General features: G+C 68.6%; 15 protein-coding genes and 3 tRNA genes. 11 read left to right on the top strand and 7 right to left on the bottom strand.

The window, feature by feature from the left end:
• Positions 1-10 precede the first annotated feature (10 nt).
• Positions 11-880, bottom strand: a complete 870-nt coding sequence (panB, locus tag HT136_RS12055; protein ID WP_214200012.1) for a 3-methyl-2-oxobutanoate hydroxymethyltransferase — start codon at positions 878-880, stop codon at positions 11-13.
• A gap of 162 nt (positions 881-1042) precedes the next feature.
• On the opposite strand from panB, the gene HT136_RS12050 reads away from it, so the two are divergent.
• From HT136_RS12050 to HT136_RS12030, 5 genes are all read left to right on the top strand, one after another.
• Entirely contained in the window at positions 1043-2593 is a 1551-nt protein-coding gene (locus tag HT136_RS12050; protein WP_214200011.1) for an amino acid permease, read from the top strand.
• Positions 2594-2836: 243 nt separating this feature from the next.
• Complete coding sequence (locus HT136_RS12045; RefSeq protein ID WP_246543640.1) at positions 2837-3595, top strand: hypothetical protein; 759 nt, start codon at positions 2837-2839, stop codon at positions 3593-3595.
• A gap of 6 nt (positions 3596-3601) precedes the next feature.
• Complete coding sequence (locus tag HT136_RS12040; protein ID WP_214200010.1) at positions 3602-5167, top strand: Y-family DNA polymerase; 1566 nt, start codon at positions 3602-3604, stop codon at positions 5165-5167.
• A 59-nt stretch (positions 5168-5226) separates the two neighbouring features.
• Positions 5227-5610, top strand: a complete 384-nt coding sequence (locus tag HT136_RS12035; protein ID WP_214200009.1) for a reverse transcriptase-like protein — start codon at positions 5227-5229, stop codon at positions 5608-5610.
• A gap of 73 nt (positions 5611-5683) precedes the next feature.
• Positions 5684-5878 carry a hypothetical protein gene (locus HT136_RS12030; protein WP_214200008.1) on the top strand — a complete coding sequence of 65 codons (195 nt, stop codon included), beginning with the start codon at positions 5684-5686 and terminating at the stop codon, positions 5876-5878.
• Positions 5879-5893: 15 nt separating this feature from the next.
• On the opposite strand, the gene HT136_RS12025 is transcribed toward HT136_RS12030, so the two are convergent.
• The gene (locus tag HT136_RS12025; protein WP_214200007.1) at positions 5894-6742 is read right to left on the bottom strand and encodes a pirin family protein; all 849 of its coding nucleotides are present in this window, start codon (positions 6740-6742) and stop codon (positions 5894-5896) included.
• Between the two features lie 169 nt (positions 6743-6911).
• Here HT136_RS12025 and HT136_RS12020 point away from each other — a divergent pair, with 169 nt between their 5' ends.
• From HT136_RS12020 to HT136_RS12010, 3 genes are all read left to right on the top strand, one after another.
• Positions 6912-10460 carry an error-prone DNA polymerase gene (locus HT136_RS12020; RefSeq protein WP_214200006.1) on the top strand — a complete coding sequence of 1183 codons (3549 nt, stop codon included), beginning with the start codon at positions 6912-6914 and terminating at the stop codon, positions 10458-10460.
• 86 nt (positions 10461-10546) lie between these two features.
• A complete protein-coding gene (locus HT136_RS12015) occupies positions 10547-10747 on the top strand; it encodes a hypothetical protein (RefSeq protein WP_214200005.1) in 201 nt (66 codons plus the stop codon).
• A 48-nt stretch (positions 10748-10795) separates the two neighbouring features.
• Complete coding sequence (locus HT136_RS12010; protein WP_214200004.1) at positions 10796-11533, top strand: extensin-like domain-containing protein; 738 nt, start codon at positions 10796-10798, stop codon at positions 11531-11533.
• 62 nt (positions 11534-11595) lie between these two features.
• Here HT136_RS12010 and HT136_RS12005 read toward each other — a convergent pair.
• The 4 genes from HT136_RS12005 to recJ form a co-directional block, all read right to left on the bottom strand.
• Positions 11596-11671, bottom strand: a tRNA-Glu gene (locus tag HT136_RS12005).
• 32 nt (positions 11672-11703) lie between these two features.
• A tRNA-Glu gene (locus HT136_RS12000) sits at positions 11704-11779 on the bottom strand.
• 39 nt (positions 11780-11818) lie between these two features.
• Positions 11819-11894: transfer RNA gene (locus tag HT136_RS11995), tRNA-Glu, on the bottom strand.
• A 104-nt stretch (positions 11895-11998) separates the two neighbouring features.
• On the bottom strand, positions 11999-13795 hold the full coding sequence (recJ, locus tag HT136_RS11990) for a single-stranded-DNA-specific exonuclease RecJ (protein WP_214200003.1): 1797 nt from the start codon (positions 13793-13795) through the stop codon (positions 11999-12001).
• Positions 13796-13877: 82 nt separating this feature from the next.
• Between recJ and HT136_RS11985 the strand changes: the two genes are divergently transcribed.
• The 3 genes from HT136_RS11985 to HT136_RS11975 all read left to right on the top strand — a co-directional run bounded on the left by HT136_RS11985 (position 13878) and on the right by HT136_RS11975 (position 15876).
• Complete coding sequence (locus HT136_RS11985) at positions 13878-14384, top strand: flavodoxin family protein (RefSeq protein WP_214200002.1); 507 nt, start codon at positions 13878-13880, stop codon at positions 14382-14384.
• Positions 14385-14516: 132 nt separating this feature from the next.
• Positions 14517-15293, top strand: a complete 777-nt coding sequence (locus HT136_RS11980) for a hypothetical protein (protein WP_214200001.1) — start codon at positions 14517-14519, stop codon at positions 15291-15293.
• 13 nt (positions 15294-15306) lie between these two features.
• Positions 15307-15876, top strand: a complete 570-nt coding sequence (locus HT136_RS11975; protein WP_214200000.1) for an AHH domain-containing protein — start codon at positions 15307-15309, stop codon at positions 15874-15876.
• Here HT136_RS11975 and HT136_RS11970 read toward each other — a convergent pair.
• Complete coding sequence (locus tag HT136_RS11970; protein WP_214199999.1) at positions 15831-16805, bottom strand: NAD(P)H-dependent flavin oxidoreductase; 975 nt, start codon at positions 16803-16805, stop codon at positions 15831-15833. The two genes, HT136_RS11975 and HT136_RS11970, sit on opposite strands and share 46 nt — an antisense overlap.
• Positions 16806-16808: the final 3 nt, after the last annotated feature.

Below are 16808 nucleotides of genomic sequence, written 5' to 3'. Positions count from 1 at the left end.
AGGCTGGGGCCTACTTGGGCTGGTAGGTCTGCTCCGGGCCCGGGAAAGTACGCGCACGCACTTCGGCGGCATAGTCCGCCGCGGCGCCCGAAATCACTCCGGCGAGATCGGCGTAGCGCTTCACAAAGCGTGGCACGCGCTCGAACATGCCGCACATGTCCTCGGTGACCAGCACCTGGCCGTCGCACAGCGGCGAGCCGCCGATGCCGATGGTGGGGCAGGCGACGGCCCTGGTCGCCTCGATCGCGATCGGCTCGACCACGCCCTCGATGACGATCGCGAAGGCGCCCGCCTCGTCGAGCGCCTTGGCGTCGGCGACGATCTTCTTCGCCTCGGCCTCGGAACGGCCGCGCGCGTTGTAGCCGCCCAGCAGGTTCACCGCCTGCGGGGTGAGGCCGATATGGCCCATCACCGGAATGCCGCGCTGGGTGAGGAAGGCCACGGTCTCGGCCATCGCCTCGCCGCCTTCCAGCTTCACGCCTGCGCAGCCGGTTTCCTTGAGCAGGCGCGCGGCGCTCTCGAAGGCCTGCTGGGGCGACTGCTCGTAGCTGCCGAAAGGCATGTCGACGATGACCGCGGCGTGGTAGCTGCCGCGCACCACGGCGGCACCGTGATTGACCATCATGTCGAGCGAGACCGGTACGCTCGAGGAGAGGCCGTAGATCACCTGGCCCAGGCTGTCGCCGACCAGCAGGAGGTCGCAATGCGCATCGAGAAGCTGCGCCTGGCGCGCGGTGTAGGCGGTGAGCATGACGATCGGATCTTCGGTCACGCCGTCCTTCTTGCGGCGGCGGATTGCGGGAATCGTCAGGCGCTTCATCGGCGCGGGGGTGGGGTTGGCGCGGCTGGTGGCCGTGTCGAGCTGGAAGGTCGTGGACATGATTTGCTTCCTAGACGCGCCGCATGCTGAGGGCAAATGGCGAAATACGGCCGGATCAGGGCGAATTCCTGTTCAAAGGCATGAAATTTCGTAATACGCGCTCTTGCCATGCGGTCGCTGTCGGCTAGCCTGCGCGCAATCAGCGAATTCAGGGATCCACGCATGTTCGGACGCGTAAAGCCGCTCGATGCCATCTTGGCGACAGCGGAAAAGAAATCACTACACAGGTCGCTTGGGGCCGTTCAACTGACGCTTCTGGGCGTCGGCGCGATCATCGGCACCGGTATCTTCGTGCTCACTTCCGAAGCTGCCCAGAAGGCGGGGCCGGGCATGATGTGGGCCTTCGTCATTGCGGCGCTGGTCTGCGGCGTGGCGGCGCTCTGCTATTCCGAGATCGCCTCGATGGTACCCGTCTCGGGTTCGGCATATACCTATACCTACGCGGTCATGGGCGAACTTCTCGCCTGGATGGTGGGCTGGGCGCTTATTCTCGAATATGCGGTGGCGGCGAGCGCGGTTTCGGTGGGCTGGTCGGGCTACTTCGTCGGCCTGCTCCACAGTTGGGGCATCGATCTGCCGCTGGCGGTGACGGTCGGGCCCTATGCAGGTGGCTTCGTGAACCTTCCGGCGCTTGTCATTGCCTTGCTGGTGACCGTACTGCTGATGGTTGGAACCACCGAGAGCGCACGCGTGAACGCTGTCCTGGTGGCGATCAAGGTGACGGCGCTGACCGTGTTCATCGCCCTGACGATCCCTGTCATCAAGGGCGCCAACTTCGAGCCCTTCATGCCCAACGGCTGGTTCGGCAACGGCCAGGGCGCGGGCCTTGGCGCGGTGGGTGCCGCAGCCTCGATCTTCTTCGCCTATGTCGGTTTCGACGCGGTTTCGACGGCGGCGGAAGAGACCAAGGATCCCCAGAGGAACGTGCCGATCGGCCTGATCGGCAGCCTCGCGATCTGCACCGTGTTCTACTTGCTCGTGGCTGCTGGCGCGATCGGCGCGATTGGCGCGCAGCCGGTGTCGGGCCCCCATGGCGAAATTCTCGCGCCGGGCACGTCCATGCTCGCCGAGCAGTGCAAGACGCTGACCGCCGCGGGCGCCGAGCCCCTGGTCTGCTCGCGCGAGGCGCTGGCGCACGTGCTGCGCTCGATTGGGTGGGAACGCGTGGGTGACCTTATCGGCGTGGCGGCCTTCCTGGCGCTGCCTTCGGTCATTCTCATCATGCTCTTTGGCCAGACTCGCATCTTCTTCGTGATGGCGCGCGATGGCCTGTTGCCCGAGAAGCTGGCGTCGATCCATCCCAAGTGGAAGACGCCGCACATCGTGACCATGATCACCGGTGCCGCGGTGTCACTCTTCGCGGCGTTCCTGCCGGTCGGCCAGCTGGCGGACATCTCGAACTCGGGCACGCTCTTCGCATTCTTCATGGTCGCGATCGCGGTCCTGATCCTGCGTCGCACTCAGCCCAACCGCAAGCGCCCCTTCCGCACCCCGTTGGTCTGGGTCGTGGCGCCGCTGGCGGCCCTGGGATGTCTGGGGCTATTCTTCAACCTGCCGTTTGAATCGAAGATGGTTCTTCCGGTTTGGGGTGGTATCGGGCTGGTCGTCTATTTTGCCTACGGCTACCGCAAGAGCCACGTCGGGCGCGGTCTCGTCGAAGTGCATGAAGGCGACTCCGACGTGCCGCCCCAGCCGGTCCCACCGATCGACTGAGCACCGCGCTCTACGCGCCATCGAATTGGGAAAGGGGGCTTTCGGGCCCCCTTTTTCGTGGCTGGAGCGGGGCGCGCAATCGCGCGGCGCACAGGGCATTTCCTCAGCTTGTCCCACTCTTGTCCTCCGTTTTTCCACAAGGCGGTCCACAGGGGCATGGTCGGGAGGATGATTGCAATCGTCGTCAAAAAGAACATAATGAGAACATTGTTCGTATGACGGTGCTCCTTGATGACTTTGCCCATGACCCTTTCTCTGCCGATGGACAGCGTGTCTGCAGCCGTCCGCCTTGCCGACGCCCAGGGCCTGCAATGGCAGCCGGGGCAGGTGGGTGAGGCGACCGCGCACGGAGAGATCTTCGCCTCGGGCGATGAGGGGGCGGGCGCGGCGCTGGCGCTGGCGCTCGCGCTCGATCGCCAGCGGGCGGTGCGCGCGGGCCCTTCGGCCGACCCGCTCGCCGACACCCCCGACGAGCGCATGTGGCTCTGGGTGCAGGACGCGCGGGCGATCCAGCGCAGCGGGCGGCCCTACCGCGCCGGGCTGCCCGAGGGCTTGCGCCACCGCCTGATCCATGTCGCGGTCAAGACGGCGCAGGACGCTCTCTTCGCGCTCGAGGAGGGGCTGCGCTGCCGTGACCTGGCTTTCGTCATCGGCGAGATCACTGGCAACCCGCGCGCGCTCGACATGACCGCGTCACGCCGCCTCGGCCTTGCCGCCGAGCGGCATGGGGTGCCGCTGTGGTTGGTGCGGCTCGATGCCCGGCGCGATCTTTCCTCGGCGCGGATGCGCTGGGAGGTGGCCTCGGCCCCGTCGCCCGCGCCGGGCTGGAACGCGCAGGCCCCGGGCACGCAGAGCTGGCAGGCCGAACTGTTCCGCGCCCGTCGCCATCCGCCCGGACAGTGGATCCTGCGCGAGGACGGGCGGCTCGTCGCCGAGAAAGTTGGTGCGGCGGCCGAACTGCAACGCAGGCGCGAGGGCGGCGCCAAGCCCCGTCCGGGCTGAGCCGCGATGCTCGCGCCTTCTCCTTCGCGCCGTATCCTGGCCATCTGGCTGTGCCGGCTCGCGCTCGATCGCTGGCGGCTGGGCGAAGGGCTGGCGGCGGGCGAGGGCGCCGACGCGCAGCCGCTCGCGCTGATCGCCGAGACTGCGCATGGCCCCCGGATCGCCGCGGCCAACGCCGCCGGGCGCGCGGCGGGCGCGCAAGGCGGCATGATGCTCGCCGATGCGCGCACGCTGTGCCCCGAACTTGCCGTTGCCGCCTCCGACCCGGCGGGCGATCTCGCTTTCCTCGAGCACCTGGCGGGCTGGGCGTTGCGCTGGGGGCCCTGGTCCGCGCTCGACCCGCCCGATGGCCTGCTTGTCGACGTGACCGGTGTCGCGCACCTGTTCGGGGGCGAGGAGGCGCTCCTGGCCGATGCCCGCGCCGCCTTCGCGCGCCGACGCTTTGCCGTGCGCATGGCCATCGCGCCGACGGCGGGGGCGGCCTGGGCGCTGGCGCACCACGGTCCTGACGGTGCGATCCTGCGGTCCGGGGACGATCCCGCACAGCGTCTTGCCGGGTTGCCGGTCGCGGCCTTGCGGCTCGACGAGGACGTGCTCACCGTGCTGCGGCGACTCGGCCTCAAGCGGCTGGGCGATCTCGACGCAGTGGCGCGCGAGGCGCTGGTGCGGCGCTTCCGCAATCGCCGTTCGGCCAGCGCCAATCCGCTCCTGCGCATGGACCAGTTGCTTGGTCGCGTCCCCGAACCGCTGTTGCCGGTGCTCGTCACCCACGCTCCGCTGGTCCAGCGCCGGTTGATGGAGCCGATCCGCCATCGGGCCTTGCTCGAACAGGTGGTGGCCGACCTTGCCGGGGACATGGAGCGCGTGCTCGAAGGCGCGGGGCAGGGCGCGCGGCGGCTCGAGCTGGGCTTGTGGAAGGTCGATGGCGAAGTGGTGGTGCGCCGCGTCGAGATGGCCGCGCCCTCGCGCGAGGCGGCGCACCTGGCCGGGCTCTTCGCGCGGCGGCTGGAGGATGTCGATGCGGGCTTCGGGATCGAGATGGTCCGCCTGCGCAGCCCCTGGTGCGAGCCTCTCGCGCTGGCGCAGGGCGATATCGAGCACGCCGCGCAGGAGCGCGGCACCAGCCTGGCCGCCTGCGTCGATCGGTTGACGGTGCGACTGGGGCATGACGCGGTGCGCCGTCCGATCCTCTTCGCCAGCCACATTCCCGAACGGGCGCAGCGCTGGCAGGGCCCGCTGGAACCCGAAAAAACCTCGCAGGGAACTTTCGATTTCCATTGCAGGCCATTGAAGATGCTTGATAAGCCCGAGCAGATATCGGTGATCTACGAGACCCCCGACGGATTGCCGAAGCGCTTTCGCTGGCGCGGTGAGACGCACGACGTGTTGCGCTCGGAAGGGCCCGAGCGGATCGCGCCCGAGTGGTGGCGCGAGCGCGGCGCGGTGCGGCTGCGCGACTATTACCGGATCGAGGACGCGATGGGGCGCCGCTACTGGATCTACCGCAGCGGTGTGGTGGGCGATGGACGCGGCGGGGTGCCGGCCTGGTTCCTCCAGGGGCTGTTCGGATAGGGCCCCTGTTCGGACGGGGCGCCATGCCCTAAGGGGCGGTGAGGAGGACAGGCCACGCCATGCAGCCGCGCCGGGTGAAGATCTATTTCGATGGCGGTTGCCGCCCCAATCCCGGCCGGATGGAGGCCGCCGTCGTCGTGCGCGGCGTGGTCCATCTTTTCGAGGACATGGGGCAGGGCGGGAGCTTCGAGGCCGAATGGCTGGCGCTGCTCCACGCGGCCCGCCTCGCGCGCGAATCGAACCTTGGCGAAGTCGTGCTGCTGGGCGATGCGCGAGCGGTGATCGGCGAGGCGCAGAGGGCGCTCGCGGGCGATCCGGGGAGTGGACCTTACGCCGCGCGCCTATGCGAGCTGGCGCAGGACGGACCGCGCCTGCGCCCGCGCTGGATCAAGCGCGAGCAGAACCTTGCCGGGATCGCGCTTGCCCGGCGCCATCCGCGCTGAGGTAAGGACGGGTACCCCGCCCGGAGAGGAAAGGCGCTGGCCTCGCGCGTCCGCAAGCCATAAGGCGGGGGTCATGACCACGTTCTATTGGCTTGCCGTTCCGATCCTCGTTGCCCTTGCCTGCCTCGTGCGCGCCGTCCTCGATTTCCGCGCGAAGCGCTATGTCTGGGCCGTCATCGGGATCGCCAGCGCGGTAGGGCTGCTTGCCATGCCCGTCCCCACGCAATCCTTCACCGTCGACCTGCCCGCCGCGCAGCCGGCGAAGTAGGTCCGCCGGGGCGGCCTATCCGGCGATGGCCCCGAACTTTCCGGCCTGGTAGTCGTGGATCGCGGCGAGGATTTCCTCGCGGGTGTTCATCACGAAGGGCCCGTGCGCAACGACCGGCTCGCCGATCGGATCGGCATGGCCGTAGAGCAGCGTGACCGGGCCCTGGGCTTCCACTTCCACGCCGTCGCCGCCCTGATCGAGCTCGACGAGGTGCGCCTCCTTGCAAGGTGTGCCCGCGATCACCGGCGCGCCCGCAACGACGTAGAGGAACACCGTGCGCCCCTGGGGCGCGGGCAGCGTGATCCGCGCTGAAGCTTCGAGCTCCACCGTCATCATCGCCACCCCGGTCAGCGAGGTGAATGCGCCTTCGTGGCCCTCGAAAGCCCCCGAGATGAGGTTCACCGTGCCGCCCGGAACCGCGATCGCGGGAATGTCCGCGCGCTGGAGGCCGGTGTAGGCGGGCTCGGCCATCTTGAGCCGCGCGGGCAGGTTGACCCAGAGCTGGAGGATCTCGAGCGGGCCGCCCGCAGCCTTGAAGCTCTCGGGGCTGATCTCGGCATGGACGAGGCCTGAACCCGCCGTCATCCACTGGATGCCGCCTTCACCGATCACGCTTTCGTGGCCGCCGCTGTCGAGGTGCGCCATCTCGCCTCTCAGGATGAAGCTGACCGTCTCGAAGCCGCGGTGCGGGTGCGGGCCGAAGGGCAGGCCGCGGTTGTGGGGCGGGTAGACCTGGGGGCCGTGGTGGTTGAGGAACAGGAAGGGGTCGAGCTGGGGCAGGTCGCGGCTCGGCAGCGGACGGCGGGTGGTGAGGTCGGCGATGTCGTCGCGCAGGGCGGGGTGCTGGCGGAGCACGTGGCGCATGGAATTTCCTGTTCGTTTCAGGGGTCTGGCAAAGAGGCTGGGGGAAAGGCTGCAAGATAGGAAGCCTTTAGGCATTTGCGAGGGAAAAAGCCTTGCTGGCGTTGCGATCAATGAGAACGTATAGGGAACATATTCTCTTGCGATTCCCCCTGCGACCGCGACACGAACCATGCCCGAAGCCCCGCTCACCCCTGACCGTCGCCGCGTGACGCTGGACCCCGACAGTGTCGTACCGCCTGCGCGCGCGGATTTCGTCGAACTCGGGCTGGTCAGCTGCTTTTCGTTCCTGCGCGGGGCCTCGGACGCGGTGGACCTCGTCACCGAGGCGCAGCGGCTCGGTTATGACGCGATCGGGATCGCGGATGTCAACTCGATGGCGGGCGTGGTGCGCATCCACGCCGAGGCGCGTGCGCTCAAATTGCGCCCCGTCATCGGCTGCCGCATCGAGACCGTGGAGGGCCTGAGCTTCCTCGCTTATCCGCAGGACCGTGCGGCCTATGGACGCCTCTGCGCGCTGATCACGGCCGGGCGCATGGGCACGCTCGAGGGCGAATGGCAGGAGAAGGGGGTGTGCGACATCTCGCTTGCGAGGCTGGCCGCGCGCGCCGAGGGTGTGCACCTGGTGCTGGTGCCTGCGCGCGATTTGCGCACGCGCTTCACGATCATGGTCGAGAGCAACGTCGTGGCGCTTGGAGGAGGTGGGGGCGCGTCGCCCATGCGGGTGAGCGGCAGCCTGGCCGAGATCCTGCCGCACCTCGCCGCGCAACTGCCCACGCTGGGCCACCTTGCCGCCTGCTACCTTCACAGCGGGGACGACGTCGCGCGGATCGAGGCGCTCGATGCCCTGGCGCGTGGGCAGGGGATGGCGCTGCTCGCCACCAACGACGTGCTCTACCACGCGCCCGAGCGACGCCCCCTGCACGACGTGATGACCGCGATCCGCCACAAGACCACCGTTGCGCGGGCCGGGTGGGCGCTCCAGGCCAACGCCGAGCGGCACCTGAAGTCACCGCAGGAGATGGCGCGGCTCTTCGCCCGCTGGCCCCACGCGATCGCGGCCGCGCGCGAGTTGGCCGATGCCTGCACCTTCCATCTCGAGGAACTGCAGTACGAGTATCCCGAGGAAATCTGCCCGGGCGGCCTCGATCCGCAAGGGCATCTGGAAACGCTGACCTGGCAGGGCGCGCAGCGGCGCTACCCCGAGGGCGTGCCCGAGGCGGTGGGCGAAACGCTGGCGCGCGAACTGGCGCTGATCGGCAAGCTCCAGCTTGCGCGCTACTTCCTCACCATCAAGGACATCGTCGATTTCGCGCGCGCGCAGGAGCCGCCGATCCTGTGCCAGGGGCGTGGCTCGGCGGCCAATTCGGCGGTGTGCTACTGCCTCGAGATCACCGCGGTCGACCCGGCGAAGCACGCGCTGCTGTTCGACCGCTTCATCTCCGAGGAGCGCAAGGAGCCGCCCGACATCGACGTCGATTTCGACCACGAGCGGCGCGAAGAGGTGATCCAGTACATCTACAAGCGCTATGGCCGCCATCGCGCGGGCCTGTGCGCCACCGTCATCCACTACCGCCCGCGCATGGCGATCCGCGAAGTGGGCAAGGCGATGGGGCTCTCGCAGGACGTGACGAGCGCGCTCGCACGTACCGTCTGGGGCGGGTACGGCCGCGAGATCGGCGAGAAGCACGTTCGGGAAACGGGCATGGACCTCAGCGATCCGCACTTGCGGCGTGTTCTGAGGTTGACCGATGAAATGATTGGTATGCCACGACATTTGTCGCAGCATGTGGGGGGATTCATCCTCACCCAGGGACCACTCAGCGAGACCGTGCCGATCGGCAACGGGGCCATGCCCGAACGCTCGTTCATCGAGTGGGACAAGGACGACATCGATGCGCTGGGCATTCTCAAGGTCGACGTCCTCGCGCTCGGCATGCTCACCTGCATCCGCAAGTGCCTCGATCTCCTGGGCGCGCACCATGGGCGCGACCTGACGCTGGCGAGTGTCCCGCGCGAGGATCCCGAGACTTATGCCATGCTGCGCCGGGGGGACTCGCTCGGCGTGTTCCAGGTGGAAAGCCGCGCGCAGATGAACATGCTGCCGCGGCTGCGCCCGCGTGAGTTCTACGATCTCGTCATCCAGGTCGCCATCGTGCGTCCGGGCCCGATCCAGGGCGACATGGTGCACCCCTACCTCAAGCGCCGGCGCGGCGAGGAGGCGGTGGCGATCCCTGCGCCCGCGCCCGAGCATGGCCCCCCGGACGAGCTTACCAGCATCCTTGCGCGTACGCTGGGCGTGCCGATCTTCCAGGAGCAGGCGATGAAGATCGCGCTCGACGCGGCGAAGTTCTCGAGCGCAGAGGCCAACCGCTTGAGGAAGGCCATGGCGACCTTCCGCTCGCGCGGGATGGTGCATGAATTGCAGGACATGATGGTCGGGCGCATGATCGCGCGCGGCTACGATCCGGACTTCGCCGAGCGTTGCTTCAACCAGATCAAGGGCTTTGGCGAATACGGCTTTCCCGAAAGCCACGCGGCAAGCTTCGCGCACCTCGTCTACGTGTCGAGCTGGCTCAAATGCCATTTCCCGGCGGCCTTCGCGGCCGCGCTGCTCAATTCGCAGCCCATGGGCTTCTACGCGCCCGCGCAGATCGTGCGCGACGCGAAGGAGCATGGGGTGGAGGTGCGCCCCGTCGACGTGAACCATTCGCACTGGGACTGCACGCTGGAAAGCGAGGGCAAGGGACGGGTGGCCTTGCGCCTGGGCTTTCGCCAGATCGACGGCGTTCCCGAACACGCGGCGGCGCGGCTTGTCGCCGCGCGTGCGCAGGACGGGGCCTTTGTCGACGTTGCGGCCTTGCGCGAGCGGGCCGCTCTCTCGCCCGCGCTGGTCGAGAAGCTGGCCTCGGGCGATGCCTTCGCCTCGATGAACCTGCCGCGCCGCCAGGCCTTGTGGGAGGCGCGCAGCCTGATCGCCGCGCCCGACCTGCCGCTCTTCGCCGCCGCCGCGGCGCGCGACGAAGGGGCCGAGAAGGCCCCCACGCACCTCCCGCGCATGCCGCTGAGCGAGGAAGTGGTCGCCGACTACCAGACCCAGCGCCTCAGCCTCAAGGCGCATCCCATGGCCTTTCTGCGCGCATCGCTGGCCGAGCGCGGCTTCGTGCGCTGCGCGGACCTTCGCAGCCGCCAGTACCGCGCGATGGTGAACGTGGCGGGCGTGGTGCTGATCCGCCAGCGTCCGGGCAGCGCCAAGGGGGTGTGCTTCATCACGCTCGAGGACGAGACCGGGGTGGCCAACCTCGTCGTCTGGCCCGATCTCATGGAGAAGCAGCGCCGCGTGATCATGGGCGCGCGGTTGATGGAAGTGCGCGGGCGGGTGGAATACGACGACGAGGTGATCCACGTCATCGCCGCGCACCTGACCGACGCCACGCAGGACCTGCACCACCTTTCGCACGATCTGTTGCCGGCATCGCCTGCGCGCGCCGATCACGTCGCGAACCCGCTCCCCAGCCGCGCCGAGCAGATGGCGCGGCCGGGCACGCGCGGCGGGGAGGCGCAGGACGGGAGCGGGGGCGAGAGTGGGGGCGAGGGTTCTGGAGCCTTCGAACCGGTCGAGGCGTGGCGGCCCCCGGGACCGGGCAACCGCGATTGCGGCTACCACCAGGGGCATCCGCGGGATCTGCGGGTCATCCCCAAGTCACGCGATTTCCACTGAATATCGCCTGCAAAGGCCCACTGTTTGCGTCGGATTAACCATTGTGTGGCAATGTGGGCTCGGATGTTACTTGCAGGAGATGTGGCATGGCGCTGATCAAGGCGCTCTTTCCTGCCGGCGTGTTGACATGGGTCGTGGCCGGCATTCTGGGCTCGCAGGGCATGCGCGGAGGCATGCTGATGCTCGAGCGCGACACCATCGATGGCTATATGTTCTTCTGGTCCTGGCCGCTGTTCCTGGCCGCAACGGGGCTGGCCTGGTTCATCTTCAGCATGCTGCGCGACTGATCGCGAGACCGGGCGGAGCAAAGCCGGAGGTGGGGCATTGTAGCCGCCATGGCCCGCCTGCGTTCCGCCCTCGATCGTTACGACGCGATCGCCCTTGTCCTTCTGCTTGCGGCGAGTGCCCTGGCGCTGGTGCAAGGCTGGCTCGCCGACCATCCCGAACACGATCCGCGCGCGCCGCTGGCGCTCGACCAGCGCGCGGGCTGGGCAACCGGCACAAAGCTGGCCGACTTGCGCCGCGACCGCGTGGCCTGCACCGGGTTCCTCGCCCGCAGCGGCCTTGCGGCAGAGCCCTTGCCGCCGGTTGGAGAAGGTGAATGCCGCCGCGCCGACCGCCAGCGCCTCGGGGCGGCCGGTGATCTGGGGGTTGCGCTTTCGCCCGCAGCGGCGGAGGGGACGTGCGCTGTCGATGCGGCGCTCGCCTGGTGGCTGCGCCACGGCGTGCAGGACGCCGCCCGCGAGTATCTCGGCTCGCGTGTGACCGGCATCGAGCATCTGGGCACGGTCAATTGCCGCAGGATCGGGGGCGGTGATGCGGGCAACTGGAGCGAGCACGCGCGCGGCAACGCCATCGACGTTGCGGGCTTTGTCCTCGCCGATGGGCGGCGGGTGCGGGTTCGCGACGACTGGGGCGGCGCGGAGGGCAAGGGCGCCTTTCTCCACGCCGTGCGCGATGCGGCCTGCCGTCCGTTCGCCACCGTGCTCTCGCCCGATTACAACGCGGCGCACGCCGATCACCTGCACCTCGACCAGGCGCAGCGCACCCTGAGGGCGAGCGTCTGCCGCTGAGCGAGGTTCCAAATGTGGGGAAGGGCGCCTCGAAGCGCCCAAGCCGGTTTGACCGGCAAGAATGGTGACCCCTACGGGACTCGAACCCGTGTTTCAGCCGTGAAAGGGCCGCGTCCTAGACCGCTAGACGAAGGGGCCATCAAAGGCCATGTATGGCGTATCGAAATGCCTGGTGACCCCTACGGGACTCGAACCCGTGTTTCAGCCGTGAGAGGGCCGCGTCCTAGACCGCTAGACGAAGGGGCCAAAAAAGGCATTTCAAAACCTGCCAGGTGCAGCACCGGATGGTGACCCCTACGGGACTCGAACCCGTGTTTCAGCCGTGAAAGGGCCGCGTCCTAGACCGCTAGACGAAGGGGCCATTCCGAGCTGCGCCGGAGGCAGGACCGCGCCTCTAGCGGGGGTCTCCGGGGGGGTCAAGCCCCTCTGATCGTAAAAAATGACATTCGTGCGAAAATGCGCGTCTCAGTCGGCGAAAGCGGCGTCCTCGATATGGAGTTCGGCCTGGGGACGCGCGCCCCAGTCGTCGATCTTGGTGCGCCCGGCGAGCCACAGCCGCCGCCCGTCGGTGGCGTGGAGCAGGACCTGCCCCATTTCGCTCTCGGCCGCGCGGAAGGCCATGGCCTTGAAGCGCCCGCCGTCCTGCCCGCCCACGATCAGCCGCACGTGGTCCTTGCCCACGACATCGGCCTTGAACACGCGCACGGGGCCTACCGCGACGCGCGGTCCGGGCCAGCCCATGCCATAGGGACCGGCGCCATCCAGCGTCTCCACCAGCGCAGGGGTGAGGCCCGAGGGCGCCAGCGCGAGGTCGAGCCGGATCGACTGGTTGGCGCTGGCGCGCGCCACGTCGGCGGCGAGCCGCTCGTCGAGCCAGTCGGCAAGCGCGTCGAGCTTGCCCGGCGCGATGGTGAGCCCGCAGGCCATGGCGTGGCCGCCGCCCGCAACGAGGAGCCCCGCCTCGCGCGCGGCGATGATCGCAGCGCCCAGGTCCACGCCCGCGATCGAGCGGCCCGAACCTTTGCCGTTACCGGCCTCGTCGGCCTCGAGCGCAATCACCAGCGCAGGCTTCCCGGATTTTTCCTTGATGCGCCCGGCGACAATGCCGATCACGCCCGGATGCCAGCCCGCGCCGGCCAGCACGAGGACCGAGCGGTTGTCCTGACGTGCGAGTTGCTCCTCGGCGGCCTCCTGTACCGCCTGCTCGATGGCACGGCGCTCGTCGTTGAGCTGCGAGAGCTGGGCGGCGATGTCCTGCGCCTCGTGCGGGTCGGTGGTGGTCAGCAGGCGTACGCCGAGCGTCGATTCGCCCACGCGCCCTCCGGCGTTGATGCGCGGGCCAAGCGCGAAGCCGAGGTCCGAACAGGTGGGGGCGCGGCTGAGCCGGCTCGCGTCGATGAGCGCGGCCATGCCGATATGCTCGCGCCGCGCCATGACCTTCAGACCTTGCGCCACGAAGGCGCGGTTGAGGCCGTGGAGCGAGGCGACGTCGGCGACGGTGCCGAGCGCGACGAGATCGAGCAGGGCGAAGAGGTCGGGCTCGGCGCGGTCCTTGAAATAGCCGCGCGCGCGCAGCGTGCGGACCGTGGCAACCGCGAGCAGGAAGGCGACGCCCACGGCGGCGAGATTGCCGTGCGCGGCCGCCGCGTCGCTTTCATCGAGCCGGTTGGGGTTGACGAGGGCGACGGCCTTGGGAAGTTCGGGCGAGCACTTGTGGTGGTCGACCACCACGACGTCGACCCCGGCCTCGCGCGCCATCGCCAGCGCCTCGTGCGCCATCGCGCCGCAGTCGACCGTGACGACGAGATCCGAGCCTTCCTGGCCGAGCCGCACGAGCGCTTCGCCGGAGGGGCCATAGCCTTCGAGCAGGCGGTCGGGAATGTAGTAGCGCGCTTCGACACCGAGCCGGCGCAGGAGCAGGATGAGCAGCGCCGCGCTGGTCGCGCCGTCGACGTCGTAGTCGCCGTAGACCGCGATCGCCTCACCGGTCACGACCGCCTTGGCGAGGCGTTCGGCGGCCACGTCCATGTCGCGGAATTCGGACGGGTCGGGCAGGAAGGCGCGCAGTGAGGGCGTGCGGTGGCGGGCGAGATCGGCGCGGTCCACCCCGCGCGAAAGCAGGAGCTGGGTGACGATGTCGTCCTCCAGCCCGCCCGGCGCGCCCGCGCCTTGGGAAATGTCCATGTTGCCGCCGCGCCAGAGCCAGGATTTTCCGGAGAGCGAGCGATCGATACCGAATACGGTTGCGGGTCGCGATGCCATGGAGCAGCGGTTACACTGCCCTGCGCGGCAACGCAAAGGGCGATGATGCCCATGCCGGCAACTCGAACGGGACAAGCAGGAAATGCACGATCCAGGCCAGCATCTGGTGATCCTCTGGCACAGCCGGACGGGGGCCTCGCGCGCCTTGGCCGAAGCGGTGGAAGAGGGGGCGCGCCGCGCGGGGGATGCCGCAAGGGTGCGGCGCATCCGCGCGGACCTCGCGAGCGCGCGCGATCTGCTCGCTGCGGGCGTCTACGTCTTCGTCTGCCCGGAGAACCTGGGCTCGATGTCGGGCGTCATGAAGGACTTGTTCGACCGCACCTACTATCCGCTGCTGGGCAAGGTCGAGGGGCGTGGCTACGCGACGGTCATCGCGGCCGGGTCCGACGGGCGCGGCGCACAGGCGCAGATCGAGAGGATCGTCACAGGGTGGCGGTTGCGGCGCCTCGCAGATCCGATCATCGCGCTGGTGAACGCGCAGACGCCCGAGGAGATCGCGGCGCCCAAGGTCGTGGCCGACGCCGACCTGGAGGCTTGCCGACTCTTGGGCGAGGCTCTGGTGCAGGGGCTTTCCATGGGCATCTTCTAAAGGGCGCGGAGCCGTGTTTTTTCGCGCCGGAACGGCAAGAGACTCGACGCAGCGCCCAAACTTGTGCCTATTGCGCCTATCAATCACATTACGCCCACGATGTTGTCGGTGTACGGCAGGCGGGAGGACGCGATGCAAGCCAGCATTCCAGGCCAGCCCTGCGCCGTTCAGGAGGAGGCCTTCGCGTTCGTCTTCCCACCCGGGATGCGGCCAGACCTGGAGCGGGCCCGGGCGATCTTCGAGGAAGGCGGGCAGGAAGGCCTCATCGCGAGTCTCAGCCACGTGCCCGACCCGAGCGAGGGCTGGATGGAAATTCTCTCCAGCGGGCTGACCTTCGACGTGCGGGGGCTGGGCCCGGCGCCCGCGCAAGTGCTGGCGACGACGGCCCATGCCTACGGCTTCGCATCGGGCGCAGCGGCCGCGGCCTGGCAGGACGGGGAGGCGATCACACTGGGGCCGGCCGGACACATCGCTGCGGGGGCGGGACTTGCGCCGGTCATTCGCACGATGGCGGGGCTGGCGGCCAACATCGCGCTGGCCTTGCCTGTCTCGGCGGTCGTCTGGCCGCCCGCCCGCTCGGCGATGGAGCCCGCCTATTTCGCGCGGATCGTGCTGAACTGGCTGGGCGGCGGCGTCTTTCCGGCGCTCGGACTGACTTCGCTCGCGACCGGGCCCGACGGTAGTGTCGCCAGTTCGGGCCTGTCGTTCTTCACGGGCTGGGAAATGCAGCTCGAAGCCGGACGGTCGGCGGATCCGGCGGCCGATTTCAAGCTTGCCTTGCGCGTGGTCGATTATCTTGTGGCGAATGGCGTCCCGCGCGAGGATACCGGAATAACGATCGGGTCGGAAAACCTGGTTCTCGAGCCCTCGCGGCAAGGCCGGCGCCTGTGGGTCTGGCGTTCACAGTGAGGTCGCACGGGGCTTGAGGCGCGGATTTCTTTCGTTTCGTTCGGTCAATAGGCGGAATGAACCGGGCTACGATCCCGGCCTCCAGCGGCACCACCTTCTGCCCCGGCAACTGCTCTCGACGACCGGCTTCCAGAAAATGTTCGGCGAGATCGGCGATCACGACACACGTTTCGAGGATTTTCGCGAGAACGGCATGCTCCTGCCGTGCCGCGAAGGCGCCGCACTGCGGCTCGGCCTGCCCCTCCACCGAGGACCGCACCACCGGTACAGCGAGCTCGTCGCGCTGCGGATCGGGCAGATCGAGGCGGGCTGGTCACGCGAACGCCTTCGCGATGGCCGGGTGGCAAGGGCGCAGGCGCAGATGCGCCTGGCCTTGCTCCAGCGTGCCTTGCGCCGCTTTCTGCTCGACACGCGCGGACACAGGCCATTGCTCAATCGCTACGACCCCGCCAGCCGCGATTTCCAGGAGCTTGACCAGATGGCCGAGGCCCTGTGGGCGGCCACGCCGGTTTGCGCGATCACACCCGACGGGACCATTCAGGCCATGCCGGTGCGCGCGCGCAGGCTTGCCAAGGCCAACTGATACTCGCGCTCGAGCCTGTCGACGCGCAGCGCCACCGGCTCGACCGCCTCGACCGCGCCGATGCCCTGTCCCGCGCCCCAGATGTCCTTCCAGGCCTTGGCGGCGGTGTTGCCGCCCGAGCCGAAGTCCATCTGGCTCTTGTCGCCCTCGGGCAGGTTGTCGGGATCGAGCCCGGCCGCGACGATCGAGGCGCGCAGGTAATTGCCGTGAACGCCGGTGAACAGGCTGGAGTTGACGATGTCGGCGGCGCGCCCTTCGACGATGGCCTGCTTATAGCCTTCGATGGCGTGGGCTTCCTCGGTGGCGATCCAGGGCGTCCCGATATAGCCGAAATCCGCACCCATCGCCTGGGCGGAGAGGATCGCGCGGCCGTTGGCGATCGCGCCGGAAAGCGCAAGGGGGCCGTCGAACCAGCTGCGGATTTCCTGCACGAGCGCGAAGGGCGACTGGCGCCCGGCGTGACCACCGGCCCCGGCCGCGACCGCGATCAGTCCGTCGGCGCCCTTGTCGATCGCCTTGCGGGCGAAAAAATCATCGATCACGTCGTGCATGACCACGCCGCCCCAATCATGGACGGCTTTGTTGACCTCGACGTTGGCACCAAGCGAGGTGATCACCAGCGGCACCTTCCACTTGGCGAGGACGGCGAGGTCCTCTTCCAGGCGAGTGTTCGACTTGTGGACGATGAGGTTCACCGCGAAGGGCGCGGTGCAGCCGCGGGTTTCCTCGGTGATCCGGTGAAGCCATTCGTCGAGCTGGCTGGCGGGGCGTGCGTTGAGCGCGGGAAAGCTGCCGATCACGCCTGCGCGGACTTGCGCAATCACGAGTTCGGGGCCCGAGACGATGAACATCGGGGCGGCGATCACCGGCAAACGCAGGCCCTTGAGCAGGCGCGCGGCGGTGACGCTGGGAATTTCGGTTTCGGGCATCTC

The sequence above is a fragment of the Novosphingobium profundi genome (assembly GCF_018491765.1).
Taxonomy (GTDB): domain Bacteria; phylum Pseudomonadota; class Alphaproteobacteria; order Sphingomonadales; family Sphingomonadaceae; genus Novosphingobium; species Novosphingobium profundi.
This window is presented reverse-complemented; position numbering and strand designations above follow the sequence as displayed.